Source organism: Pseudomonas sp. P867, from assembly GCF_019891455.1.
Classification (GTDB): Bacteria; Pseudomonadota; Gammaproteobacteria; order Pseudomonadales; family Pseudomonadaceae; genus Aquipseudomonas; species Aquipseudomonas synxantha_A.
In genome coordinates, this window is record NZ_JAFLXB010000001.1 from 206238 (window position 1) to 223781 (window position 17544).

Consider the following 17544-nt stretch of genomic DNA (forward strand, 5'->3'; position numbering starts at 1 on the left):
ATTGTGGGGGTTGGTGCACAGAAAGTCGGCCAATTTAGCACATTGGCGCCTTGCCCAAAATCCCTGTCGTTGTTAGAGTTTGCCGCACTTTTTTACCCACGCGTTGCCTAGGGTCCCTTTCCCATGTTCAAGAAACTGCGTGGCATGTTTTCCAGCGATCTTTCCATTGACCTGGGCACTGCCAACACCCTTATTTACGTGCGCGAGCGCGGTATCGTTCTGAATGAGCCATCGGTTGTGGCCATTCGGACCCATGGTAATCAGAAAAGTGTCGTTGCCGTTGGCACCGAGGCCAAGCGTATGCTCGGCCGTACACCAGGCAACATTGCTGCCATTCGTCCGATGAAGGATGGCGTGATCGCCGATTTCAGCGTCTGCGAGAAGATGCTGCAGTACTTCATCAACAAGGTTCACGAAAACAGTTTTCTGCAGCCCAGCCCTCGTGTGCTGATCTGCGTTCCGTGCAAGTCCACCCAGGTTGAGCGTCGTGCCATCCGTGAATCGGCCCTTGGCGCCGGTGCCCGCGAAGTGTTCCTGATCGAAGAGCCGATGGCGGCTGCGATCGGTGCCGGCCTGCCGGTTGAAGAAGCCCGCGGCTCGATGGTGGTGGATATCGGTGGTGGTACGACCGAAATCGCCCTGATTTCCCTGAACGGTGTGGTGTATGCCGAATCCGTGCGCGTGGGTGGCGACCGTTTCGACGAAGCGATCATCACGTATGTGCGTCGCAACTACGGCAGCCTGATCGGCGAATCCACCGCCGAGCGCATCAAGCAGGAAATCGGCACCGCATACCCGGGCGGCGAAGTTCGCGAAGTCGATGTTCGCGGTCGCAACCTGGCCGAAGGCGTTCCACGTGCCTTCACCCTGAACTCCAATGAAGTGCTGGAAGCTCTGCAAGAGTCCCTGGCCACCATCGTTCAGGCCGTGAAGAGTGCCCTGGAGCAGTCGCCGCCGGAGCTGGCTTCCGATATCGCCGAGCGTGGCCTGGTGCTGACCGGTGGTGGCGCCTTGCTGCGCGACCTCGACAAGCTGCTGGCACAGGAAACCGGTCTGCCGGTGATCGTCGCCGAAGACCCGCTGACCTGCGTTGCTCGTGGTGGTGGTCGTGCGCTGGAAATGATGGATAAACACACCATGGACCTGCTCTCCAGCGAATAAGATTGCCTGGATGGTTCATGCTTGGTCGGCAGGCAGCACTTTGCAGTGCTGCCTGTTGGCGTTTATCTTCTTCAATCTGCATCCAGGCCGGTTTGATGCCGTATGAATAAAGAGAACATTTGCCTGGGAGGAGCGGCTTATTAAACCGCTTTTCGCCAAAGGCCCCTCATTGGGCGTGCGCTTATTGGTGCTGACCGTGCTTTCGGTCGCGCTGATGGTGGTCGATGCCCGCTTTGCACTGCTCAAGCCCGTGCGTAGCCAGATGTCGCTGGTGTTGATGCAGACCTACTGGATCACCGACCTGCCACAACGTCTCTACCAGGGCGTGGCCAGCCAATTTGGCAGCCGCACCGAGCTGATCGCCGAGAACGAAAAACTCAAGACTGAAAACCTGCTGTTGCAGGGGCGCATGCAAAAGCTGGCGGCCCTCACCGAGCAGAACGTTCGTCTGCGCGAGTTGCTCAATTCTTCCGCGTTGGTCAATGAAAAGGTTGAAGTCGCCGAGCTGATCGGCATGGATCCGAACCCGTTCACTCATCGCATCATCATCAATAAGGGTGAGCGCGACGGTGTGGTCCTCGGCCAGCCGGTGCTCGATGCCCGTGGCCTGATGGGCCAGGTGGTGGAGTTGATGCCCTACACCTCGCGCGTCCTGCTGCTGACGGACACGACCCACAGCATTCCGGTTCAGGTCAACCGCAACGGCTTGCGCGCGATTGCCAGCGGTACTGGCAACCCCGAACGCCTCGAACTGCGCCATGTTGCCGACACTGCGGATATCAAGGAAGGCGACCTGCTGGTCAGCTCCGGCCTGGGCCAGCGCTTCCCGGCCGGCTACCCGGTGGCGACGGTCAAGGAAGTGATCCACGATTCTGGCCAACCATTCGCAATCGTTCGGGCCGTGCCGACGGCTGCCCTTAACCGTAGCCGTTACCTGCTGCTGGTGTTCAGCGATAACCGCACCCCGGAGGAGCGCGCCAACGACGCCGCCCAGGCCCAGGAAGCGGAAGACAAGCAGAACGGCACCGCGCCGGTCGTCCCCGCCATTGTGCCCAAACCGGCCTTCGTCGGGCCACCAGCGCCTGCGGCTGCGCCGGCCGTTCCGGCAACCGCAGCGCCTGTCGCCACACCAGCCAAGCCTGCTGCACAGAGTGCTCGCCCGGCTAAACCGGCGGCGACCACCGCGCCTGCGAGGCCTGCGACAACCGCTCCGGCCACCACACGGCAGAGGGAGGAATAATGGCCGGTACTCATTCGCGCAATGGCTGGATCGTCTGGCTGACTTTCGCCATTGGCTTGCTGCTCAGCGTTTCGCCGCTGCCGCAATTCATGGAAATCCTGCGCCCGCTCTGGCTGGCCTTGCTGCTGGCGTTCTGGTCTTTGAACCTGCCGCACAAGGTGGGCATGGTCACGGCGATGTGCCTGGGCTTGGCGGAGGATGTGCTCTATGGCACCTTGCTGGGCCAGAATGCGTTGATCCTGACCCTGATCACTTTCCTGGTGCTGTCGTTGCAACAGCGCCTGCGCATGTTCCCTATGTGGCAGCAGTGCCTGGTGATCCTGGTGATTTTCGGTCTGGCGCAGTTGGTGCAATTGTGGCTGAGCGCATTGACCGGCAACCGTCAGCCCACCCTGGCGCTGGTCTTGCCGGCCCTGGTCAGTGCACTGCTGTGGCCCTGGATCAGTTTTGGCCTGCGTGGGCTGCGTCGCCGCTATAAAATCAATTGAATGGTTGCGAGGCTCTGCCTGGTTATCGAACCCAACAGGGAGAGGCTGCAATGATTTCGCTTTATCTGGCCTCGGGCTCCCCGCGGCGACGTGAGCTGCTGACCCAGATCGGTGTGCCCTTCACCGTAGTCAGCGCCGCTATTGATGAAACCCCTCATGCCAACGAACCCGCCGTTGCCTATGTCGAGCGCCTTGCGCGCGGCAAGGCAACGGCGGGTTTTGTTGCGCTTGGCCAAACCTCGGGCACCTGCGTATTGGGCGCCGATACGGCGGTGATTATTGACGGCCAGATCCTGGGCAAACCCGTGGACCAGGCCGACGCGCTGGCAATGCTGATGGCCCTTTCGGGCCGCGAGCATGAAGTGCTCACCGCGATTGCCCTCACCGACGGCCAGCGCTGCGAAACTCGATATGTAAGCAGTCTTGTACGTTTTCGCCAGCTTTCTGTCGAAGAGGCTACAACCTACTGGCACAGTGGCGAACCCCAGGACAAGGCCGGCGGCTATGCTATCCAAGGCCTGGGTTCGGTGTTCGTTGCCGGCCTCAATGGCAGTTATTCTGCGGTGGTTGGCCTGCCCGTGTGCGAAACCGCGCAACTGCTCGTCCAATTCGGCATACCCTGTTGGCAAAACATTACCGTGCGCTGAACGCCGTATTCCAGCGCCAAGCCTTGAGCGATCGGTCACTATTGTGAAAACGCCTGAACGAGACCCAGCCATGAGTGAAGAGATTCTGATCAATATCACGCCGATGGAATCGCGCGTGGCGGTGGTAGAGAACGGTGTTCTGCAAGAAGTGCATGTCGAGCGTACCCAAAAGCGTGGGATCGTCGGCAATATCTACAAAGGCAAGGTGGTGCGCGTACTGCCAGGTATGCAGGCAGCATTTGTCGATATCGGCCTGGACCGTGCTGCGTTTATCCACGCTTCGGAAATTTCCCTGCGCGAAGGCCCTGCGGTGGAAAGCATCAGCGCCCTGGTGCATGAAGGGCAGAGTCTGGTGGTGCAAGTCACCAAGGACCCTATCGGCTCCAAGGGCGCACGCTTGACCACCCAGTTGTCGATTCCCTCGCGCTACCTGGTGTACATGCCGCGCACTGCCCATGTCGGCATTTCCCTGAAGATCGAAGACGAAGCCGAGCGTGAACGCCTGAAAAAGGTGGTCAGCGACTGCGTGGCTGCCGAGGGCATCAAGGAAGCGGGCGGGTTTATCCTGCGTACCGCCGCCGAAGGCGCAGGCGCTGATGAGATCCTTATGGATATCCGCTACCTGCGGCGCCTGTGGGATCAGATCGACGCACAGATCAAGACCATTGGCGCGCCCAGCGTCATCTATGAAGACCTGGGCCTGGCGCTGCGTACGCTGCGTGACCTGGTCAGCCCGAAAATTGAGAAAATCCGTATCGACTCGCGGGAAACCTTCCAGCGCACCACGCAATTTGTTGCCGAGCTGATGCCGGAAATTGCCGACCGCCTGGAGCACTACCCCGGCGAGCGGCCGATCTTCGACCTGTATGGCGTTGAAGACGAAATCCAGAAAGCCCTGGAGCGCAAGGTGCCGCTCAAATCCGGCGGCTACCTGGTGGTGGACCCGGCCGAAGCCATGACCACCATTGACGTTAACACTGGCGCATTCGTGGGCCATCGCAACCTCGAAGAGACCATCTTCAAGACCAACCTGGAAGCCGCCACGGCGATCGCTCGCCAACTGCGCCTGCGCAACCTCGGTGGCATCATCATCATCGACTTCATCGACATGGAAGATGAGGAACACCAGCGCCAGGTATTGCGCACCCTCGAAAAGCAGCTGGAGCGCGATCACGCCAAGACCAACATCATCGGCATCACCGAGCTGGGCCTGGTGCAGATGACCCGCAAGCGCACCCGCGAAAGCCTTGAGCAGGTGCTGTGCGAGCCGTGCAGCAGTTGCCAGGGGCGGGGTAAATTGAAAACCCCGGAAACCGTTTGCTACGAAATTTTCCGCGAAATCCTGCGTGAGGCACGTGCCTATCAGGCCGAGGGTTATAGAGTGCTTGCCAACCAGAAAGTGGTCGATCGCCTGCTGGACGAAGAGTCGGGGAACGTCGCGGAGCTGGAGAGCTTTATCGGTCGCACGATTCGCTTCCAGGTCGAAACCATGTATTCCCAGGAACAATACGACGTGGTGCTGCTCTGATCCCCAATTGCTTGCCTTATTCGAGACCGGCGGACCTTGATCTGCCGTCCGCCAACTGTTTTTTGAGGGTCGCCTGACATGGAGCGTCTGATACGCTTTTTTGCCGCTTTGACCCGCTGGGGCTTGGGCCTGTGTGCGTTGCTGCTGGTATTGGCGGCGGTGTACGTAAGCCTGGGGCGTGAATTGACCCCATTGGTCGCCGAATATCGCGCCGAAATCGAAGCCAAGGCCCAGGCTGCAGTGGATACACCGCTGCATATCGGCAGCCTTGAAGGCCGCTGGAGCGGGTTTGCTCCGGTATTGCTGGCTCACGATGTGATGGTCGGCGAGGGCAGCAGTGCCTTGCGCCTGGACCAGGTGGAAGTGGTACCGGATATGTGGGCCAGCCTGTTGGCCCGTGAAGTGCGCATCGCCCACCTTCAAGTCAGCGGCCTGCAATTGAGCGTCAAGGAAGACAAGGACGGCCGCTGGACGCTGCAAGGCTTGCCGGTTCAGGACGACCAGCCGCTGGACCCGCAACAGTTGCTGACGCGCATGCAAATGGTCAAGCGCGTGTCGGTGCTGGACAGTCAGGTTACCTTGCAGCCCTTCGATCAGGCGCCGGTGACCGTGACCTATGTAGGCCTGAGCCTGCATACCGGCATGAGCCATCAGCGTCTGGATGCACGGCTGACCTTGCCTGATGGCCAGCCGCTTGCTGTCAGCCTGCGTAGCCGTATTCGCGCCAGCCAGTGGAAGGACGCAGAGATCGACGCCTACCTGAGCCTGCCGCAAAGCGACTGGGCCAAATGGATTCCCGCCCGGCTGACCCAGCAATGGAAACTCACGCAGTTCAAAGCCGGCGGTGAGTTTTGGCTCAGTTGGGCCAAAGGCACCGTGCAAAGCGCTGCGGTTCGCCTCAACTCGCCGCAAGTGAAGGGCAGCTACGCCGACCGCAAGCCCGTGCATCTGGAGAATCTGGCGCTGACGGCCTACCTGCAACGCAGTGACAGTGGCCTTGAAGTGCTGTTCGATTCGCTGGCAATGAACATTGGCGACACCCGCTGGGAGTCGCGCATTCAATTGCAGCAAAACCTGGCGACCGATAAAGAACAGGAAGTGTGGAAGTTGCAGGCCGATCGTCTTGACCTGACGCCGATCACGCCGCTGCTCAATGCCTTGGCGCCGTTGCCCGAAGGTTTCGCCAAGACCGTCGAGCATCTCAAGGCCACTGGCCTGTTGCGTAATGTGCTGGTGGATTTCCGCCCTCAGGACGCCACCGACCAGAAAGTCAGCTTTGCCGCGAACCTTGAGCGTGTCGGTTTCGACGCGTATTTCGGTGCGCCGGCCGCGCGTAATGTGTCCGGCAGCATCAGTGGCGACCTGGGCCATGGTGAACTGCGCATGGACAGCAAGGATTTTTCCCTGCATCTGTTTCCCATCTTCGCCAAGCCCTGGCAGTACATCCAGGCCAATGCACGCCTGACCTGGAAGCTCGACAAACAGGGTTTCACTCTGATCGCTCCGTACATCAAGGTGCTGGGCGAAGAGGGTAAGGTCGCGGCGGACTTTCTTATTCGCCTGCATTTCGATCATAGCCAGGAAGACTACATGGACCTGCGGGTCGGCATGGTCGATGGCGATGGCCGTTTTACCCCCAAATACTTGCCGGCCGTGTTGAGCCCGGCGCTGGATGAGTGGCTGCGTACCGCGATTCTCAAAGGGGCAGTGGATGAAGGCTTTTTCCAGTACCAGGGTTCGTTGAGCCACAACGCCCTGCCGGCGTCGCGCAATATCAGCCTGTTCTTCAAGGTGCATGACGCCGAACTGGCCTTCCAGCCGGGTTGGCCCCATGTGAACAAGGTCAATGGTGAAGTGTTCGTCGAGGAAAGCGGCGTGCGCATCCTGGCGAGCAAGGGGCAGTTGCTCGACACCCGGGTCAAGGATGTGTACGTCAATATTCCCCACGCACCGGCCGGCAAGGACAGTCATCTGTTGCTCACCGGCGGGTTTTCCGGTGGCTTGGGTGATGGTCTGAAAATTCTTCAGGAAGCGCCCATCGGTACCGCGTCCACGTTCGCCGGCTGGAAAGGCGAGGGTGACCTGCAAGGTAGCCTGGACCTCGACGTTCCCCTGGCCAAGGGCACCGAGCCCAAGATCGTGGTGGACTTCAAGACCGACAAGGCACGCCTGCAATTGGCTGAGCCGCCCTTGGACCTCACCCAGCTCAAGGGTGATTTTCGCTTCGATAGCGCCAAGGGCCTGAGCGGTCAGAACATCTCGGCCCAGGCATTCGAGCAACCTATCACTGCGCAGATCTTCGCCGAGGGCAAGCCGGGCAATATCAGCACTCGCGTGACTGCCAAGGGTCAGGTGGCGGTCAAACGTCTTACGGATTGGCTGAACGTCAGTCAGCCGTTGCCGGTATCCGGCGAGATTCCTTACCAGTTGCAGGTTATTCTGGACGGTGCGGACAGTCAGTTGATGGTCAACTCCAACCTCAAGGGTGTTGCGGTGGATCTACCGGCGCCGTTCGGCATGCCGGCCAGCCAGGGACGTGACAGCACCTTTCGCATGACGTTGCAGGGCGCTGAGCGACGTTACTGGTTTGATTACGGCGAGCTGGCGAATTTCACCTTTGCGGCACCGCCGGACAACTTCAATAACGGCCGTGGCGAATTGTTCCTGGGTGACGGTGACGCGCTGTTGCCCGGGACCAAGGGCTTGCGCATTCGTGGCGTGCTGTCGGAACTGGATATCGATCCCTGGAAAAAGCTCGTGGACCGCTACGCGGGTAACGACCCAGGTGGCAATGCCAAGCAACTGCTCAGTGGCGCCGACTTCAGGGTAGGCAAGCTGACCGGATTTGGTACCCAGTTTGACCAGGTCAAGTTGCAGCTTGATCGCAAGCCGGCTGCCTGGGGCCTGCAGCTCGACAGCCAGCAAGCCAACGGCACGGTGAACCTGCCCGATGCCAAGGGCGCGCCGATTGCGATCAACCTCAAGTACGTCAAATTGCCCGCAGTGGACCCGACAGCCCAGGCCGACGAAAACGCACCGGACCCGCTGGCCGATATCGACCCCAAAAGCATCCCGGCACTGGACATCGCCATTGACCAGCTGTTCCAAGGCCCCGATCTGATAGGGGCATGGTCGCTGCGGATTCGTCCGACCGCCAAGGGCCTGGCCTTCAATAACCTGGACCTGGGCCTCAAGGGGATGCTGCTCAAGGGCGCCGGTGGCTGGGAAGGCGCGCCGGGCGCCAGCAGCAGTTGGTACAAGGGCCGCCTCGATGGCAGAAATATCGCCGATGTGCTCAAGGGCTGGGGTTTTGCGCCTACGGTGACCAGTGAGGATTTCCATCTGGACGTGGATGGCCGTTGGCCGGGCTCGCCGGCCTGGGTTGGGCCCAAGCGCTTTTCCGGCAGCCTGGATGCCGCATTCCGTAAAGGTCAGTTCGTTGAAGTGGAAGGGGGCGCCCAGGCATTGCGGGTGTTTGGCCTGCTTAACTTCAACTCCATTGGCCGGCGTTTGCGTTTGGACTTTTCCGACCTGTTTGGCAAAGGCTTGAGCTATGACCGAGTCAAGGGCTTGCTGGCTGCCAGTAATGGTGTGTTCGTGACCCGTGAGCCCATCACCATGACCGGGCCCTCGACCAATCTTGAGCTTAACGGCACCCTGGATCTGGTCGCCGATCGCGTCGACGCCAAGCTGCTGGTCACGTTGCCGGTGACCAACAACCTGCCCATCGCGGCGCTGATTGTCGGTGCGCCTGCCATTGGTGGTGCGTTGTTCCTGATCGACAAGCTGATCGGTGATCGGGTTTCGCGCTTTGCCAGTGTGCAGTACAAGGTGCAAGGCCCTTGGAAGGATCCGAAAATCACCTTCGACAAGCCATTTGAAAAGCCAAACTGAGAGCCTGTGGAGTAGCATGGCCCCATGCCCTGTCTGGAGTGTCGGCCCATGTCCTTTGCAGTAATCCAAATGGTCAGCCAGAGCGACGTGCTGGCCAACCTCGCCCAGGCACGCCGCCTGCTGGAGCAGGCGGCGGCAAACGGCGCGAAACTCGCGGTTTTGCCGGAGAACTTCGCCGCCATGGGACGCCGTGACGTGGCCGACATTGGCCGCGCCGAAGCATTCGGTGAAGGCCCGATCCTGCCATGGTTGAAACAGGCTGCCCGCGACCTCACCTTATGGATAGTGGCCGGCACGTTGCCGCTGCCGCCCAGGGACCATCCCCACGCCAAGGCCAACGCTTGCTCGCTGCTGATCAATGATCAGGGTGAAATCGTCGCTCGCTATGACAAGCTCCACTTGTTTGATGTGGACGTAGCGGATGCTCGCGGTCGCTACCGCGAATCCGACGACTATGCTTTTGGAAGCAATGTAGTGGTGGCGGATACGCCAGTGGGCCGCGTGGGGCTGACGGTGTGCTATGACTTGCGCTTTCCCGAGCTGTACAGCGAATTACGCGCTGCGGGGGCTGAATTGATTACCGCGCCCTCGGCCTTTACGGCGGTGACTGGGGCCGCCCATTGGGATGTGCTGATTCGGGCGCGGGCCATTGAAACCCAGTGCTACCTGCTGGCAGCGGCTCAAGGCGGTGTGCACCCAGGCCCACGGGAAACCTTTGGCCACGCGGCAATCATCGACCCTTGGGGGCGGGTGCTGGCGCAACAGGATCAAGGCGAAGCGGTGCTACTGGCCGAACGCGATAGCGGTGAACAAGCGTCGATACGGACGCGCATGCCGGTGGCGAACCACCGGCGCTTTTTCTCGCAGGGCGCGCAGCGGCCTGCTTCAGAACGATGAATTTAAGGCCAAACCTATGAGCGAGTTGTTGTCCTCAGTCAGTGAACACCTCCTGGCACCCGGTGGCGTGACCATCGAAAGTTTGCAAACCGTGCTGGGCGATCTCGCCGGGCCAGGCATTGACGCGGCTGACCTGTATTTCCAGGGGCAGATTTCCGAGTCCTGGGCCCTGGAAGACGGCATCGTCAAGGAAGGCAGTTTCAACCTCGACCAGGGAGTGGGCGTGCGTGCCCAGTCTGGTGAAAAAACGGGTTTTGCCTACAGCAATGCGATCACCCTGGAGGCGCTGGGCCTGGCAGCACGTGCTGCGCGCTCGATCTCCCGCGCTGGACAAAATGGCACGGTGCAGGCGTTCAGCACCCAGGACGTGGCTCAGTTGTATGCGCCGGATAACCCCCTGGAAGTGATCAGCCGTGCGGAAAAAGTCGAGCTGCTAAAACGTATCGACGCCGCTACTCGTGCCTTGGATCCCCGTATCCAGCAGGTTACCGTAAGCATGGCCGGTGTGTGGGAGCGCATCCTCGTTGCCTCCACCGACGGCGGGCTGGCGGCGGATGTACGGCCGCTGGTGCGTTTCAACGTGAGTGTGATCGTCGAGCAGAACGGTCGCCGCGAACGCGGTGGCCATGGCGGCGGCGGGCGTACCGACTACCGCTATTTCCTCACCGATGACCGTGCCATGGGTTATGCCCGTGAAGCGCTGCGCCAGGCGCTGGTCAACCTCGAAGCCATCCCTGCACCGGCGGGTACCTTGCCGGTGGTGCTGGGCTCGGGTTGGTCCGGGGTGCTGTTGCACGAAGCGGTCGGTCATGGCCTGGAAGGGGACTTCAACCGCAAGGGCAGTTCGGCCTACAGCGGGCGAATGGGTGAGATGGTTGCGTCCAAGCTGTGCACCATCGTGGACGACGGCACGCTGGCCGGGCGCCGTGGTTCGCTGAGCGTCGATGACGAAGGCACGCCGGCCGAATGCACCACCCTGATCGAAAACGGCATGCTCAAGGGCTATATGCAAGACAAGCTCAACGCTCGCCTGATGGGCGTGGCGCGCACCGGTAACGGCCGTCGTGAGTCCTACGCGCATTTGCCGATGCCACGCATGACCAATACCTACATGCTCGGTGGCGAAAGCGATCCGGCGGAAATCATCGCCTCGGTGAAACGCGGTATCTATTGCGCCAATCTGGGCGGTGGCCAGGTCGACATCACCAGCGGCAAGTTCGTGTTCTCCACCAGCGAAGCGTACCTGATCGAAGACGGCAAGATTACCGCGCCGGTCAAAGGGGCGACCTTGATTGGTAACGGGCCGGAGGCCATGAGCAAGGTGTCGATGGTCGGTAACGACCTGTCGCTGGACAGCGGCGTGGGCACATGCGGGAAGGATGGGCAGTCAGTGCCGGTAGGCGTGGGGCAGCCAACCCTGAAAATTGATGCGATCACCGTGGGTGGCACGGGGTCGTAAGGACGGAGCTTCGGGTGGCGAAGGCCGCCACCCGTGGAAGAGGATCAGCGCAGGCCGCGTTGAGTCTCGTCCAGCTCACGGATGTACTTGAAGATTTTACGGCTGGTGGCCGGCGCTTTGTTGTGCGCCTGCTCGTGCTGGGCCTGACGGATCAGGGAGCGCAATTGCTGGCGGTCCGCATCCGGGTAGTCCATCACGAATTTCTCCAGCACGGCGTCATCGCCCGCGATCAGGCGGTCACGCCAACGTTCCAGGTTATGGAAGCGTTCGTTGTACTGGCGAGTGGAGGCATCGGTTTGATCAAGCAAGGTCAGAATGGCGTCAATGTCCTGATCGCGCATCAGTTTGCCGATAAACGAGATGTGCCGTTTGCGCGCGATATTCGCGGTGTGCTTGGGCGCATCAGCCAGGGCCCGGCGCATTTCGTCGGTCAATGGCAGTTTGGCAATCAAATCTTTTTTGAGCGTTGTAAGGCGCTCGCCGAGGTCAACCAGAGCATGCAGCTCGCGTTTGACCTGGGTTTTGCTTTTCTCCCCATCGAGGGAGTCGTCGTAAGAATCAACCATGGTGGCAGTCCGCAAAGAAACGCCGCCATGATAACCAGTCGGGGGCCGCTTGTCCGGCCCGGTCGCTCGATGGCCTTAACCGAAAGCAGAATTTGAGTGGAGAAAACCATGAGTGCAGCCCAAAGCGTCGGTCCGCAAGCGTTACCGGCACTGCAGGAACAAGTCGAGCAGATCCTCGCCGAGGCCAAGCGCCAGGGGGCCAGCGCCTGTGAAGTGGCGGTGTCGCTGGAGCAGGGGCTGTCGACTTCGGTGCGCCAGCGGGAAGTGGAAACGGTCGAGTTCAACCGCGACCAGGGGTTCGGCATCACCTTGTACGCAGGCCAGCGCAAAGGCTCGGCCAGCACCTCGGCCAGCGGCCCGGAAGCGATTCGCGAGACCGTCGCCGCTGCGTTGGCGATTGCCAAGCACACCTCCGAGGATGAAAGCTCGGGGCTGGCCGACAAGGCGCTGATGGCCAGGGATGTGCAGGATTTCGACCTGTTCCACGCCTGGGACATCACCCCGGAGCAAGCCATTGAACAAGCGCTGATCTGCGAAGCGGCGGCTTTCGATACCGACCCTCGGATCAAGAATGCTGATGGCACCACGCTGAGCACTCACCAGGGCTGCCGTGTGTACGGCAACAGCCATGGTTTTATCGGCGGTTATGCGTCCACACGTCACAGCCTCAGTTGCGTGATGATCGCCGAAGCCAACGGCCAGATGCAGCGTGACTACTGGTACGACGTGAACCGCCAGGGTGATTTGTTGGCAGACCCCGTCAGCATTGGCCAACGGGCTGCACAGCGTGCCGCCAGTCGCCTGGGCGCGCGCCCGGTGCCGACGTGCGAAGTGCCGGTGCTGTTTTCTGCGGAACTGGCCGGTGGTTTGTTCGGTAGCTTCCTGGGGGCGATTTCCGGTGGCAACCTCTATCGAAAATCGTCATTCCTTGAAGGCGCAATCGGCCAAAAGCTGTTTCCTGAGTGGTTGACCATCGATGAGCGCCCGCATTTGATGCGTGCGATGGGCAGTTCGTCGTTCGACGGTGATGGCCTGGCGACCTATGCCAAGCCGTTTGTCGAAAATGGTGAGCTGGTCTCGTATGTGTTGGGTACCTATGCCGGTCGCAAGCTTGGCCTGCCGAGTACCGCCAACTCCGGTGGCGTGCATAACCTGTTCGTGACCCATGGTGACGAAGACCAGGCTGCATTGCTGCGACGCATGGGGCGTGGCTTGCTGGTGACTGAGTTGATGGGCCAGGGCCTGAATATGGTCACCGGTGATTACTCCCGGGGCGCGGCAGGTTTCTGGGTGGAAAATGGCGAAATTCAATTCGCCGTCCAGGAAGTGACGATCGCCGGCAACATGCGCGATATGTTCAAGCAAATTGTCGCTGTGGGTAATGATCTGGAGTTGCGCAGCAATATCCGCACGGGGTCTGTGCTGATCGAGCGGATGACGGTCGCCGGTAGCTAACCTCTCCGGTACTCAAGGAAAGGCGCGCCATCCCAAGGATGGCGCGCCTTTTTTATTGCCCATGTCACAGAGGTATTAATCGGGCACTCTTGTTTTGATTCTCAATATCATTTAATAATAAATATCATTACCGAATGAGTGTGGATCATGAGTTCTGTCCTGCATGAGGATCCGTATCTGGAAAGCTGGCGCTGGATGAGCCGCCAGATTCGCTGTGGCCTCGATCCCAATGAACCTCGCCTGATCGAACATTACCTCAATGAAGGTCGATACCTGGCCTGTTGCACCGCGACCCATCCGTGGACGATCGCCGAAACTTCATTCCGCCTGCTGATCGACACCGCCAGCGATATCGCGCTGCCCTGGCATTGGCGTTCGATGTGCCTGGACCAAGCGTGGCGCCCGCTGCGCGACCTGGAAAAACTCTCCCAGTGTGCCTGCCGCCTCAAGCGCTGGCAGGCCTTTGCCTGGCAGTTGGCGACCTGCGAATTACTGCCTTCGATTTCCGTTTCTGACTTGGTGCAAGGATCTAATGATGAGTAATACCCGTATCGAACGCGACAGCATGGGCGAACTGCATGTGCCGCAAGACGCGTTGTATGGCGCGCAAACCCAGCGAGCGGTGAACAACTTCCCGATCAGCCAACAGCGTATGCCCGCGCAATTCATCCGCGCCCTGATTCTGGCCAAGACAGCCGCGGCCAAGGTCAACGTCGACCTCAAGCAGATCAGCGAAGGGCAGGGCAAGGCCATTGTCGATGCCGCCCAAGGCTTGCTCGAAGGTGACTACATGCAGCACTTCCCGGTGGATATCTTCCAGACCGGTTCCGGCACCAGCTCCAACATGAACGCCAATGAAGTGATTGCGACCCTTGCCAGTCGTTTGCTTGGCGAGGTGGTCAACCCTAACGATCACGTCAACTGCGGCCAAAGCAGCAACGACATTATCCCCACCACCATTCACGTCAGCGCCGCCTTGGTACTGCATGAGCAAACGCTGCCAGCCCTGCTGCACCTGGTGCAGGTGATCGAGCAGAAGGCTGAAGAGGTGCATCCGTTCATCAAGACCGGTCGTACCCACTTGATGGACGCCATGCCGGTGCGCATGAGCCAGGTGCTCCATGGCTGGGCGCAGCAGCTCAAGGCCAATATCGGGCACTTGCAGGACCTGCTTCCGGCCTTGCAGGCACTGGCCCAGGGCGGCACAGCGGTGGGCACCGGGATCAACGCGCATCCTGAATTTGCCGGGCGTTTCAGCCAGCAACTGAGCCATTTGACCGGGGTGAAGTTCACGCCCGGCAAGGACCTTTTTGCATTGATTGGCTCCCAGGACACTGCCGTCGCAGTTTCCGGCCAGTTGAAGGCCACGGCTGTATCGCTGATGAAGATTGCCAACGACCTGCGCTGGATGAACTCCGGCCCCTTGGCCGGCCTCGGTGAAATCGAGCTGGAGGGCTTGCAGCCGGGCTCGTCGATCATGCCCGGCAAAGTCAACCCTGTGATCCCGGAAGCCACGGCGATGGTCGCCGCGCAGGTCATCGGCAATGACACCGTCATCACAGTTGCGGGTCAATCGGGCAACTTCGAGCTGAACGTGATGTTGCCGATCATCGCCCAGAACCTGCTCAGCAGCCTTGAGTTGCTGGCCAACTCCAGTCGTTTGCTGGCGGACAAGGCCATTGCCAGCTTCAAGGTCAACGAAGCCAAGCTCAAAGAAGCACTGTCGCGCAACCCGATCCTGGTCACCGCCCTTAACCCGATCATTGGTTACCAGAAGGCCGCTGAAATTGCCAAGAAGGCTTACCAGCAAGGCCGCCCGGTCATCGATGTCGCCCTTGAGCACACCGACCTGCCGCGCAGCCAACTGGAAGTCCTGCTGGACCCGGAAAAGCTCACGGCTGGCGGCGTGTAATTAACCACCCTGCTTTGGAGGCTCACCATGGAGCACTGGAAACGTACGATCGAACGGGCCAATCGCTGCTTTATGGCGGGCGAGCTGGTGGATGCCCGCGAGGCCTATCTGCAAGCCCTGGCCCTGGCCCAAGTGTTGTTCGAACGCTGGGCGGATGCCGACGAAGCAGTGGCGGCCTGCGTCATTTCTCATCACAACCTGGCGGACCTGCACTTGCGCCTGAATCAACCTGAGGAAAGCGCGGAATACCTCTGCGCCATTCACCAGCGATTGTTGCAGACCATGCAGGACCCGCGCCTTAACCCGCAGTTGCGCGAGGCGGCGTTGCGCCAGAGCAGCAAGACCTACGTCGAGCTGTTGAATTTCATCAGCGATCACGGCGAGTACCCCCGCACCCACCGGTTGCTGGGCGATGCTGCGCCGCAGTCGACCTCGTCTCACTATGGAGCACATTGATATGACTTACACCCTGCCGGCCCTGCCTTACGCCTATGACGCCCTTGAGCCGCATATCGACGCGCAAACCATGGAGATTCACTACACCAAGCATCACCAGACTTACATCAATAATCTGAATGCTGCCGTGGAGGGCACGGAATTCGCCGGTTGGCCGGTGGAGAAGCTGGTGTCCAGCGTGCAGAAATTACCGGAGAAATTACGCGTTGCCGTGGTCAATCAAGGAGGCGGCCATGCAAACCATTCGTTGTTCTGGGCGGTCATGTCACCTACAGGGGGCGGTAAGCCCGAAGGCACGCTGGGCAAGGCTATCGATGAGCAATTGGGCGGTTTTGACAGTTTCAAGGAGGCATTCACCAAGGCTGCGCTGACCCGCTTCGGCAGTGGCTGGGCCTGGTTGAGTGTCACCCCGCAAAACACGCTGGTCGTGGAAAGCAGCGGCAACCAGGACAGCCCGCTGATGAGCGGCAACACGCCAATCCTCGGTCTGGACGTCTGGGAACATGCCTACTATTTGCGTTACCAGAACCGTCGCCCTGAATACATCAATGCGTTCTACAGCGTAATTAACTGGCCGGAAGTTGCTGCCCGCTACCAGGCCGCCTTGGCCTGACATTCACTCTAAAACAAGATCTAAGGGCGACTATGGGCACTGAAACACTGGCGATCAGCAGCGTGCGAATGTTCCGTTATGCGTTCGGTTCACTGCTGTTATTGGCAGGGACTGCGTTGCTGGTGGCCCATGGGCTGGCCTGGTTGGACCTTGAGCCGCGTATCCTGCGCGCGTTGCAGGGCGGCGCGATTTGCGCGCTCGGCACGGCGCTGGGCGCGGTGCCGGTCCTGGTGATACGGCGGATGCCGGTAGCGTTGAGCGACACCTTGCTGGGCTTCGGTGCAGGTGTGATGCTCGCAGCGACCGCTTTTTCCCTGGTCGTGCCGGGTATCGCCGCGGCTGAAGGCCTGGGCCTTTCGCCGTGGGGTGCGGGTGGGCTGATCAGCTTCGGCATCATGCTGGGCGCATTCGGGTTGTATCTGGTGGATCGCAAGGTCTCCGGCGCCAGCCCGGAGATGCTGGTGGGGACGCCGGATAAGCCGGTGATCCCGCCGCGCATCTGGCTGTTTGTGTTCGCCATCATTGCGCACAACATTCCCGAAGGCATGGCAGTGGGCGTCTCCGCGGGAGGAGGGATGGCGGATGCTGACAGTCTCGCCATGGGCATTGCCTTGCAGGATGTACCCGAGGGCCTGGTGATCGCGCTGGTATTGGCTGGGGCGGGGATGTCGCGGATCAAGGCGTTCCTGATCGGCGCCGCATCAGGATTGGTTGAACCGGTATTTGCGGTGCTCTGCGCCTGGCTGGTGAGCCTGGCTGAGGTGTTGCTGCCGTTGGGGCTGGCGCTGGCCGCCGGTGCGATGTTGTTGGTAGTGACCCATGAAGTCATCCCCGAATCGCGTCGCAACGGTCACGAAAAGCTCGCCAGCCTGGGGTTGTGTATCGGGTTTTGCCTGATGATGGTGATGGATACGGCGTTGGGCTGAAGCCAGCTCTCGTATCGGCGGTTATTCGCCTTCATCGAATTTGTTGTTGATCAGCTCAACCAACGCCGCCATCGCTTCCTGCTCTTGCTCGCCTGCAGTGTGCAGATGAATCGTGGTGCCCTTGCCGGCTGCCAGCATCATCATCGCCATGATGCTCTTGCCATCGACCATGGACTCCGGTGTGCGCCCGGCGCGGATCTGGCAGGGAAACTTTCCGGCCACGCCGACGAACTTTGCCGACGCCCGGGCGTGCAGGCCCAGCTTGTTGATGATTTCAATTTCCAGAGCGGGCATCGCGCAGG

General features: G+C 60.3%; 16 protein-coding genes. 14 read left to right on the forward strand and 2 right to left on the reverse strand.

The window, feature by feature from the left end; genetic code table 11:
• The first annotated feature begins 123 nt into the window (after nucleotides 1-123).
• From mreB to tldD, 8 genes are all read left to right on the forward strand, one after another.
• Complete coding sequence (gene mreB / locus J1G33_RS01010; RefSeq protein ID WP_002555108.1) at nucleotides 124-1161, forward strand: rod shape-determining protein MreB; 1038 nt, start codon at nucleotides 124-126, stop codon at nucleotides 1159-1161.
• Nucleotides 1162-1300: 139 nt separating this feature from the next.
• Nucleotides 1301-2401 (forward strand): rod shape-determining protein MreC, encoded by a 1101-nt coding sequence (gene mreC, locus J1G33_RS01015; protein ID WP_078820290.1) that lies wholly within the window; start codon nucleotides 1301-1303, stop codon nucleotides 2399-2401.
• Complete coding sequence (gene mreD, locus J1G33_RS01020; protein WP_003188558.1) at nucleotides 2401-2889, forward strand: rod shape-determining protein MreD; 489 nt, start codon at nucleotides 2401-2403, stop codon at nucleotides 2887-2889. The genes mreC and mreD overlap by 1 nt, the downstream gene beginning before the upstream one ends.
• Before the next feature lie 50 nt (nucleotides 2890-2939).
• Nucleotides 2940-3536, forward strand: a complete 597-nt coding sequence (locus tag J1G33_RS01025) for a Maf family protein (RefSeq protein ID WP_078820291.1) — start codon at nucleotides 2940-2942, stop codon at nucleotides 3534-3536.
• Nucleotides 3537-3606: 70 nt separating this feature from the next.
• Nucleotides 3607-5064, forward strand: a complete 1458-nt coding sequence (gene rng, locus J1G33_RS01030; RefSeq protein WP_003188562.1) for a ribonuclease G — start codon at nucleotides 3607-3609, stop codon at nucleotides 5062-5064.
• 78 nt (nucleotides 5065-5142) lie between these two features.
• On the forward strand, nucleotides 5143-8958 hold the full coding sequence (locus J1G33_RS01035; protein WP_223017590.1) for a YhdP family protein: 3816 nt from the start codon (nucleotides 5143-5145) through the stop codon (nucleotides 8956-8958).
• A gap of 48 nt (nucleotides 8959-9006) precedes the next feature.
• Nucleotides 9007-9855 carry a carbon-nitrogen hydrolase family protein gene (locus J1G33_RS01040; protein ID WP_032877791.1) on the forward strand — a complete coding sequence of 283 codons (849 nt, stop codon included), beginning with the start codon at nucleotides 9007-9009 and terminating at the stop codon, nucleotides 9853-9855.
• A 16-nt stretch (nucleotides 9856-9871) separates the two neighbouring features.
• Entirely contained in the window at nucleotides 9872-11314 is a 1443-nt protein-coding gene (gene tldD, locus J1G33_RS01045) for a metalloprotease TldD (RefSeq protein WP_223017591.1), read from the forward strand.
• 44 nt (nucleotides 11315-11358) lie between these two features.
• Here the strand turns inward: tldD and yjgA are convergent, their stop codons facing one another.
• A complete protein-coding gene (gene yjgA / locus J1G33_RS01050) occupies nucleotides 11359-11880 on the reverse strand; it encodes a ribosome biogenesis factor YjgA (protein WP_005784816.1) in 522 nt (173 codons plus the stop codon).
• A gap of 108 nt (nucleotides 11881-11988) precedes the next feature.
• Here yjgA and pmbA point away from each other — a divergent pair, with 108 nt between their 5' ends.
• From pmbA to J1G33_RS01080, 6 genes are all read left to right on the forward strand, one after another.
• Nucleotides 11989-13335 carry a metalloprotease PmbA gene (pmbA, locus tag J1G33_RS01055; protein ID WP_005784818.1) on the forward strand — a complete coding sequence of 449 codons (1347 nt, stop codon included), beginning with the start codon at nucleotides 11989-11991 and terminating at the stop codon, nucleotides 13333-13335.
• Between the two features lie 147 nt (nucleotides 13336-13482).
• Nucleotides 13483-13878, forward strand: coding sequence for a FagA protein (locus tag J1G33_RS01060; RefSeq protein ID WP_122733947.1), 396 nt, complete (start codon nucleotides 13483-13485; stop codon nucleotides 13876-13878).
• Complete coding sequence (locus tag J1G33_RS01065) at nucleotides 13871-15247, forward strand: class II fumarate hydratase (RefSeq protein ID WP_223017592.1); 1377 nt, start codon at nucleotides 13871-13873, stop codon at nucleotides 15245-15247. The genes J1G33_RS01060 and J1G33_RS01065 overlap by 8 nt, the downstream gene beginning before the upstream one ends.
• A gap of 27 nt (nucleotides 15248-15274) precedes the next feature.
• Nucleotides 15275-15703 carry a hypothetical protein gene (locus J1G33_RS01070; RefSeq protein ID WP_005784824.1) on the forward strand — a complete coding sequence of 143 codons (429 nt, stop codon included), beginning with the start codon at nucleotides 15275-15277 and terminating at the stop codon, nucleotides 15701-15703.
• A gap of 1 nt (nucleotide 15704) precedes the next feature.
• Nucleotides 15705-16316, forward strand: coding sequence for a superoxide dismutase (locus J1G33_RS01075; RefSeq protein ID WP_032877788.1), 612 nt, complete (start codon nucleotides 15705-15707; stop codon nucleotides 16314-16316).
• A gap of 32 nt (nucleotides 16317-16348) precedes the next feature.
• Nucleotides 16349-17242: a ZIP family metal transporter gene (locus J1G33_RS01080; protein WP_005784830.1), complete on the forward strand. Its 894-nt coding sequence runs from the start codon at nucleotides 16349-16351 to the stop codon at nucleotides 17240-17242.
• A gap of 21 nt (nucleotides 17243-17263) precedes the next feature.
• On the opposite strand, the gene J1G33_RS01085 is transcribed toward J1G33_RS01080, so the two are convergent.
• Nucleotides 17264-17536, reverse strand: coding sequence for an HPr family phosphocarrier protein (locus tag J1G33_RS01085; protein ID WP_032877786.1), 273 nt, complete (start codon nucleotides 17534-17536; stop codon nucleotides 17264-17266).
• Between the last annotated feature and the right edge of the window lie 8 nt (nucleotides 17537-17544).

What these genes read in the sequence shown, in the direction of transcription:
- mreB (WP_002555108.1), top strand. Translation starts at nt 124, where the DNA reads ATGTTCAAGAAACTGCGTGGCATGTTTTCCAGCGATCTTTCCATTGAC.
- mreD (WP_003188558.1), top strand. Translation starts at nt 2,401, where the DNA reads ATGGCCGGTACTCATTCGCGCAATGGCTGGATCGTCTGGCTGACTTTC.
- J1G33_RS01025 (WP_078820291.1), top strand. Translation starts at nt 2,940, where the DNA reads ATGATTTCGCTTTATCTGGCCTCGGGCTCCCCGCGGCGACGTGAGCTG.
- rng (WP_003188562.1), top strand. Translation starts at nt 3,607, where the DNA reads ATGAGTGAAGAGATTCTGATCAATATCACGCCGATGGAATCGCGCGTG.
- J1G33_RS01035 (WP_223017590.1), top strand. Translation starts at nt 5,143, where the DNA reads ATGGAGCGTCTGATACGCTTTTTTGCCGCTTTGACCCGCTGGGGCTTG.
- J1G33_RS01040 (WP_032877791.1), top strand. Translation starts at nt 9,007, where the DNA reads ATGTCCTTTGCAGTAATCCAAATGGTCAGCCAGAGCGACGTGCTGGCC.
- tldD (WP_223017591.1), top strand. Translation starts at nt 9,872, where the DNA reads ATGAGCGAGTTGTTGTCCTCAGTCAGTGAACACCTCCTGGCACCCGGT.
- yjgA (WP_005784816.1), bottom strand. Translation starts at nt 11,880, where the DNA reads ATGGTTGATTCTTACGACGACTCCCTCGATGGGGAGAAAAGCAAAACC.
- pmbA (WP_005784818.1), top strand. Translation starts at nt 11,989, where the DNA reads ATGAGTGCAGCCCAAAGCGTCGGTCCGCAAGCGTTACCGGCACTGCAG.
- J1G33_RS01060 (WP_122733947.1), top strand. Translation starts at nt 13,483, where the DNA reads ATGAGTTCTGTCCTGCATGAGGATCCGTATCTGGAAAGCTGGCGCTGG.
- J1G33_RS01065 (WP_223017592.1), top strand. Translation starts at nt 13,871, where the DNA reads ATGAGTAATACCCGTATCGAACGCGACAGCATGGGCGAACTGCATGTG.
- J1G33_RS01070 (WP_005784824.1), top strand. Translation starts at nt 15,275, where the DNA reads ATGGAGCACTGGAAACGTACGATCGAACGGGCCAATCGCTGCTTTATG.
- J1G33_RS01075 (WP_032877788.1), top strand. Translation starts at nt 15,705, where the DNA reads ATGACTTACACCCTGCCGGCCCTGCCTTACGCCTATGACGCCCTTGAG.
- J1G33_RS01080 (WP_005784830.1), top strand. Translation starts at nt 16,349, where the DNA reads ATGGGCACTGAAACACTGGCGATCAGCAGCGTGCGAATGTTCCGTTAT.
- J1G33_RS01085 (WP_032877786.1), bottom strand. Translation starts at nt 17,536, where the DNA reads ATGCCCGCTCTGGAAATTGAAATCATCAACAAGCTGGGCCTGCACGCC.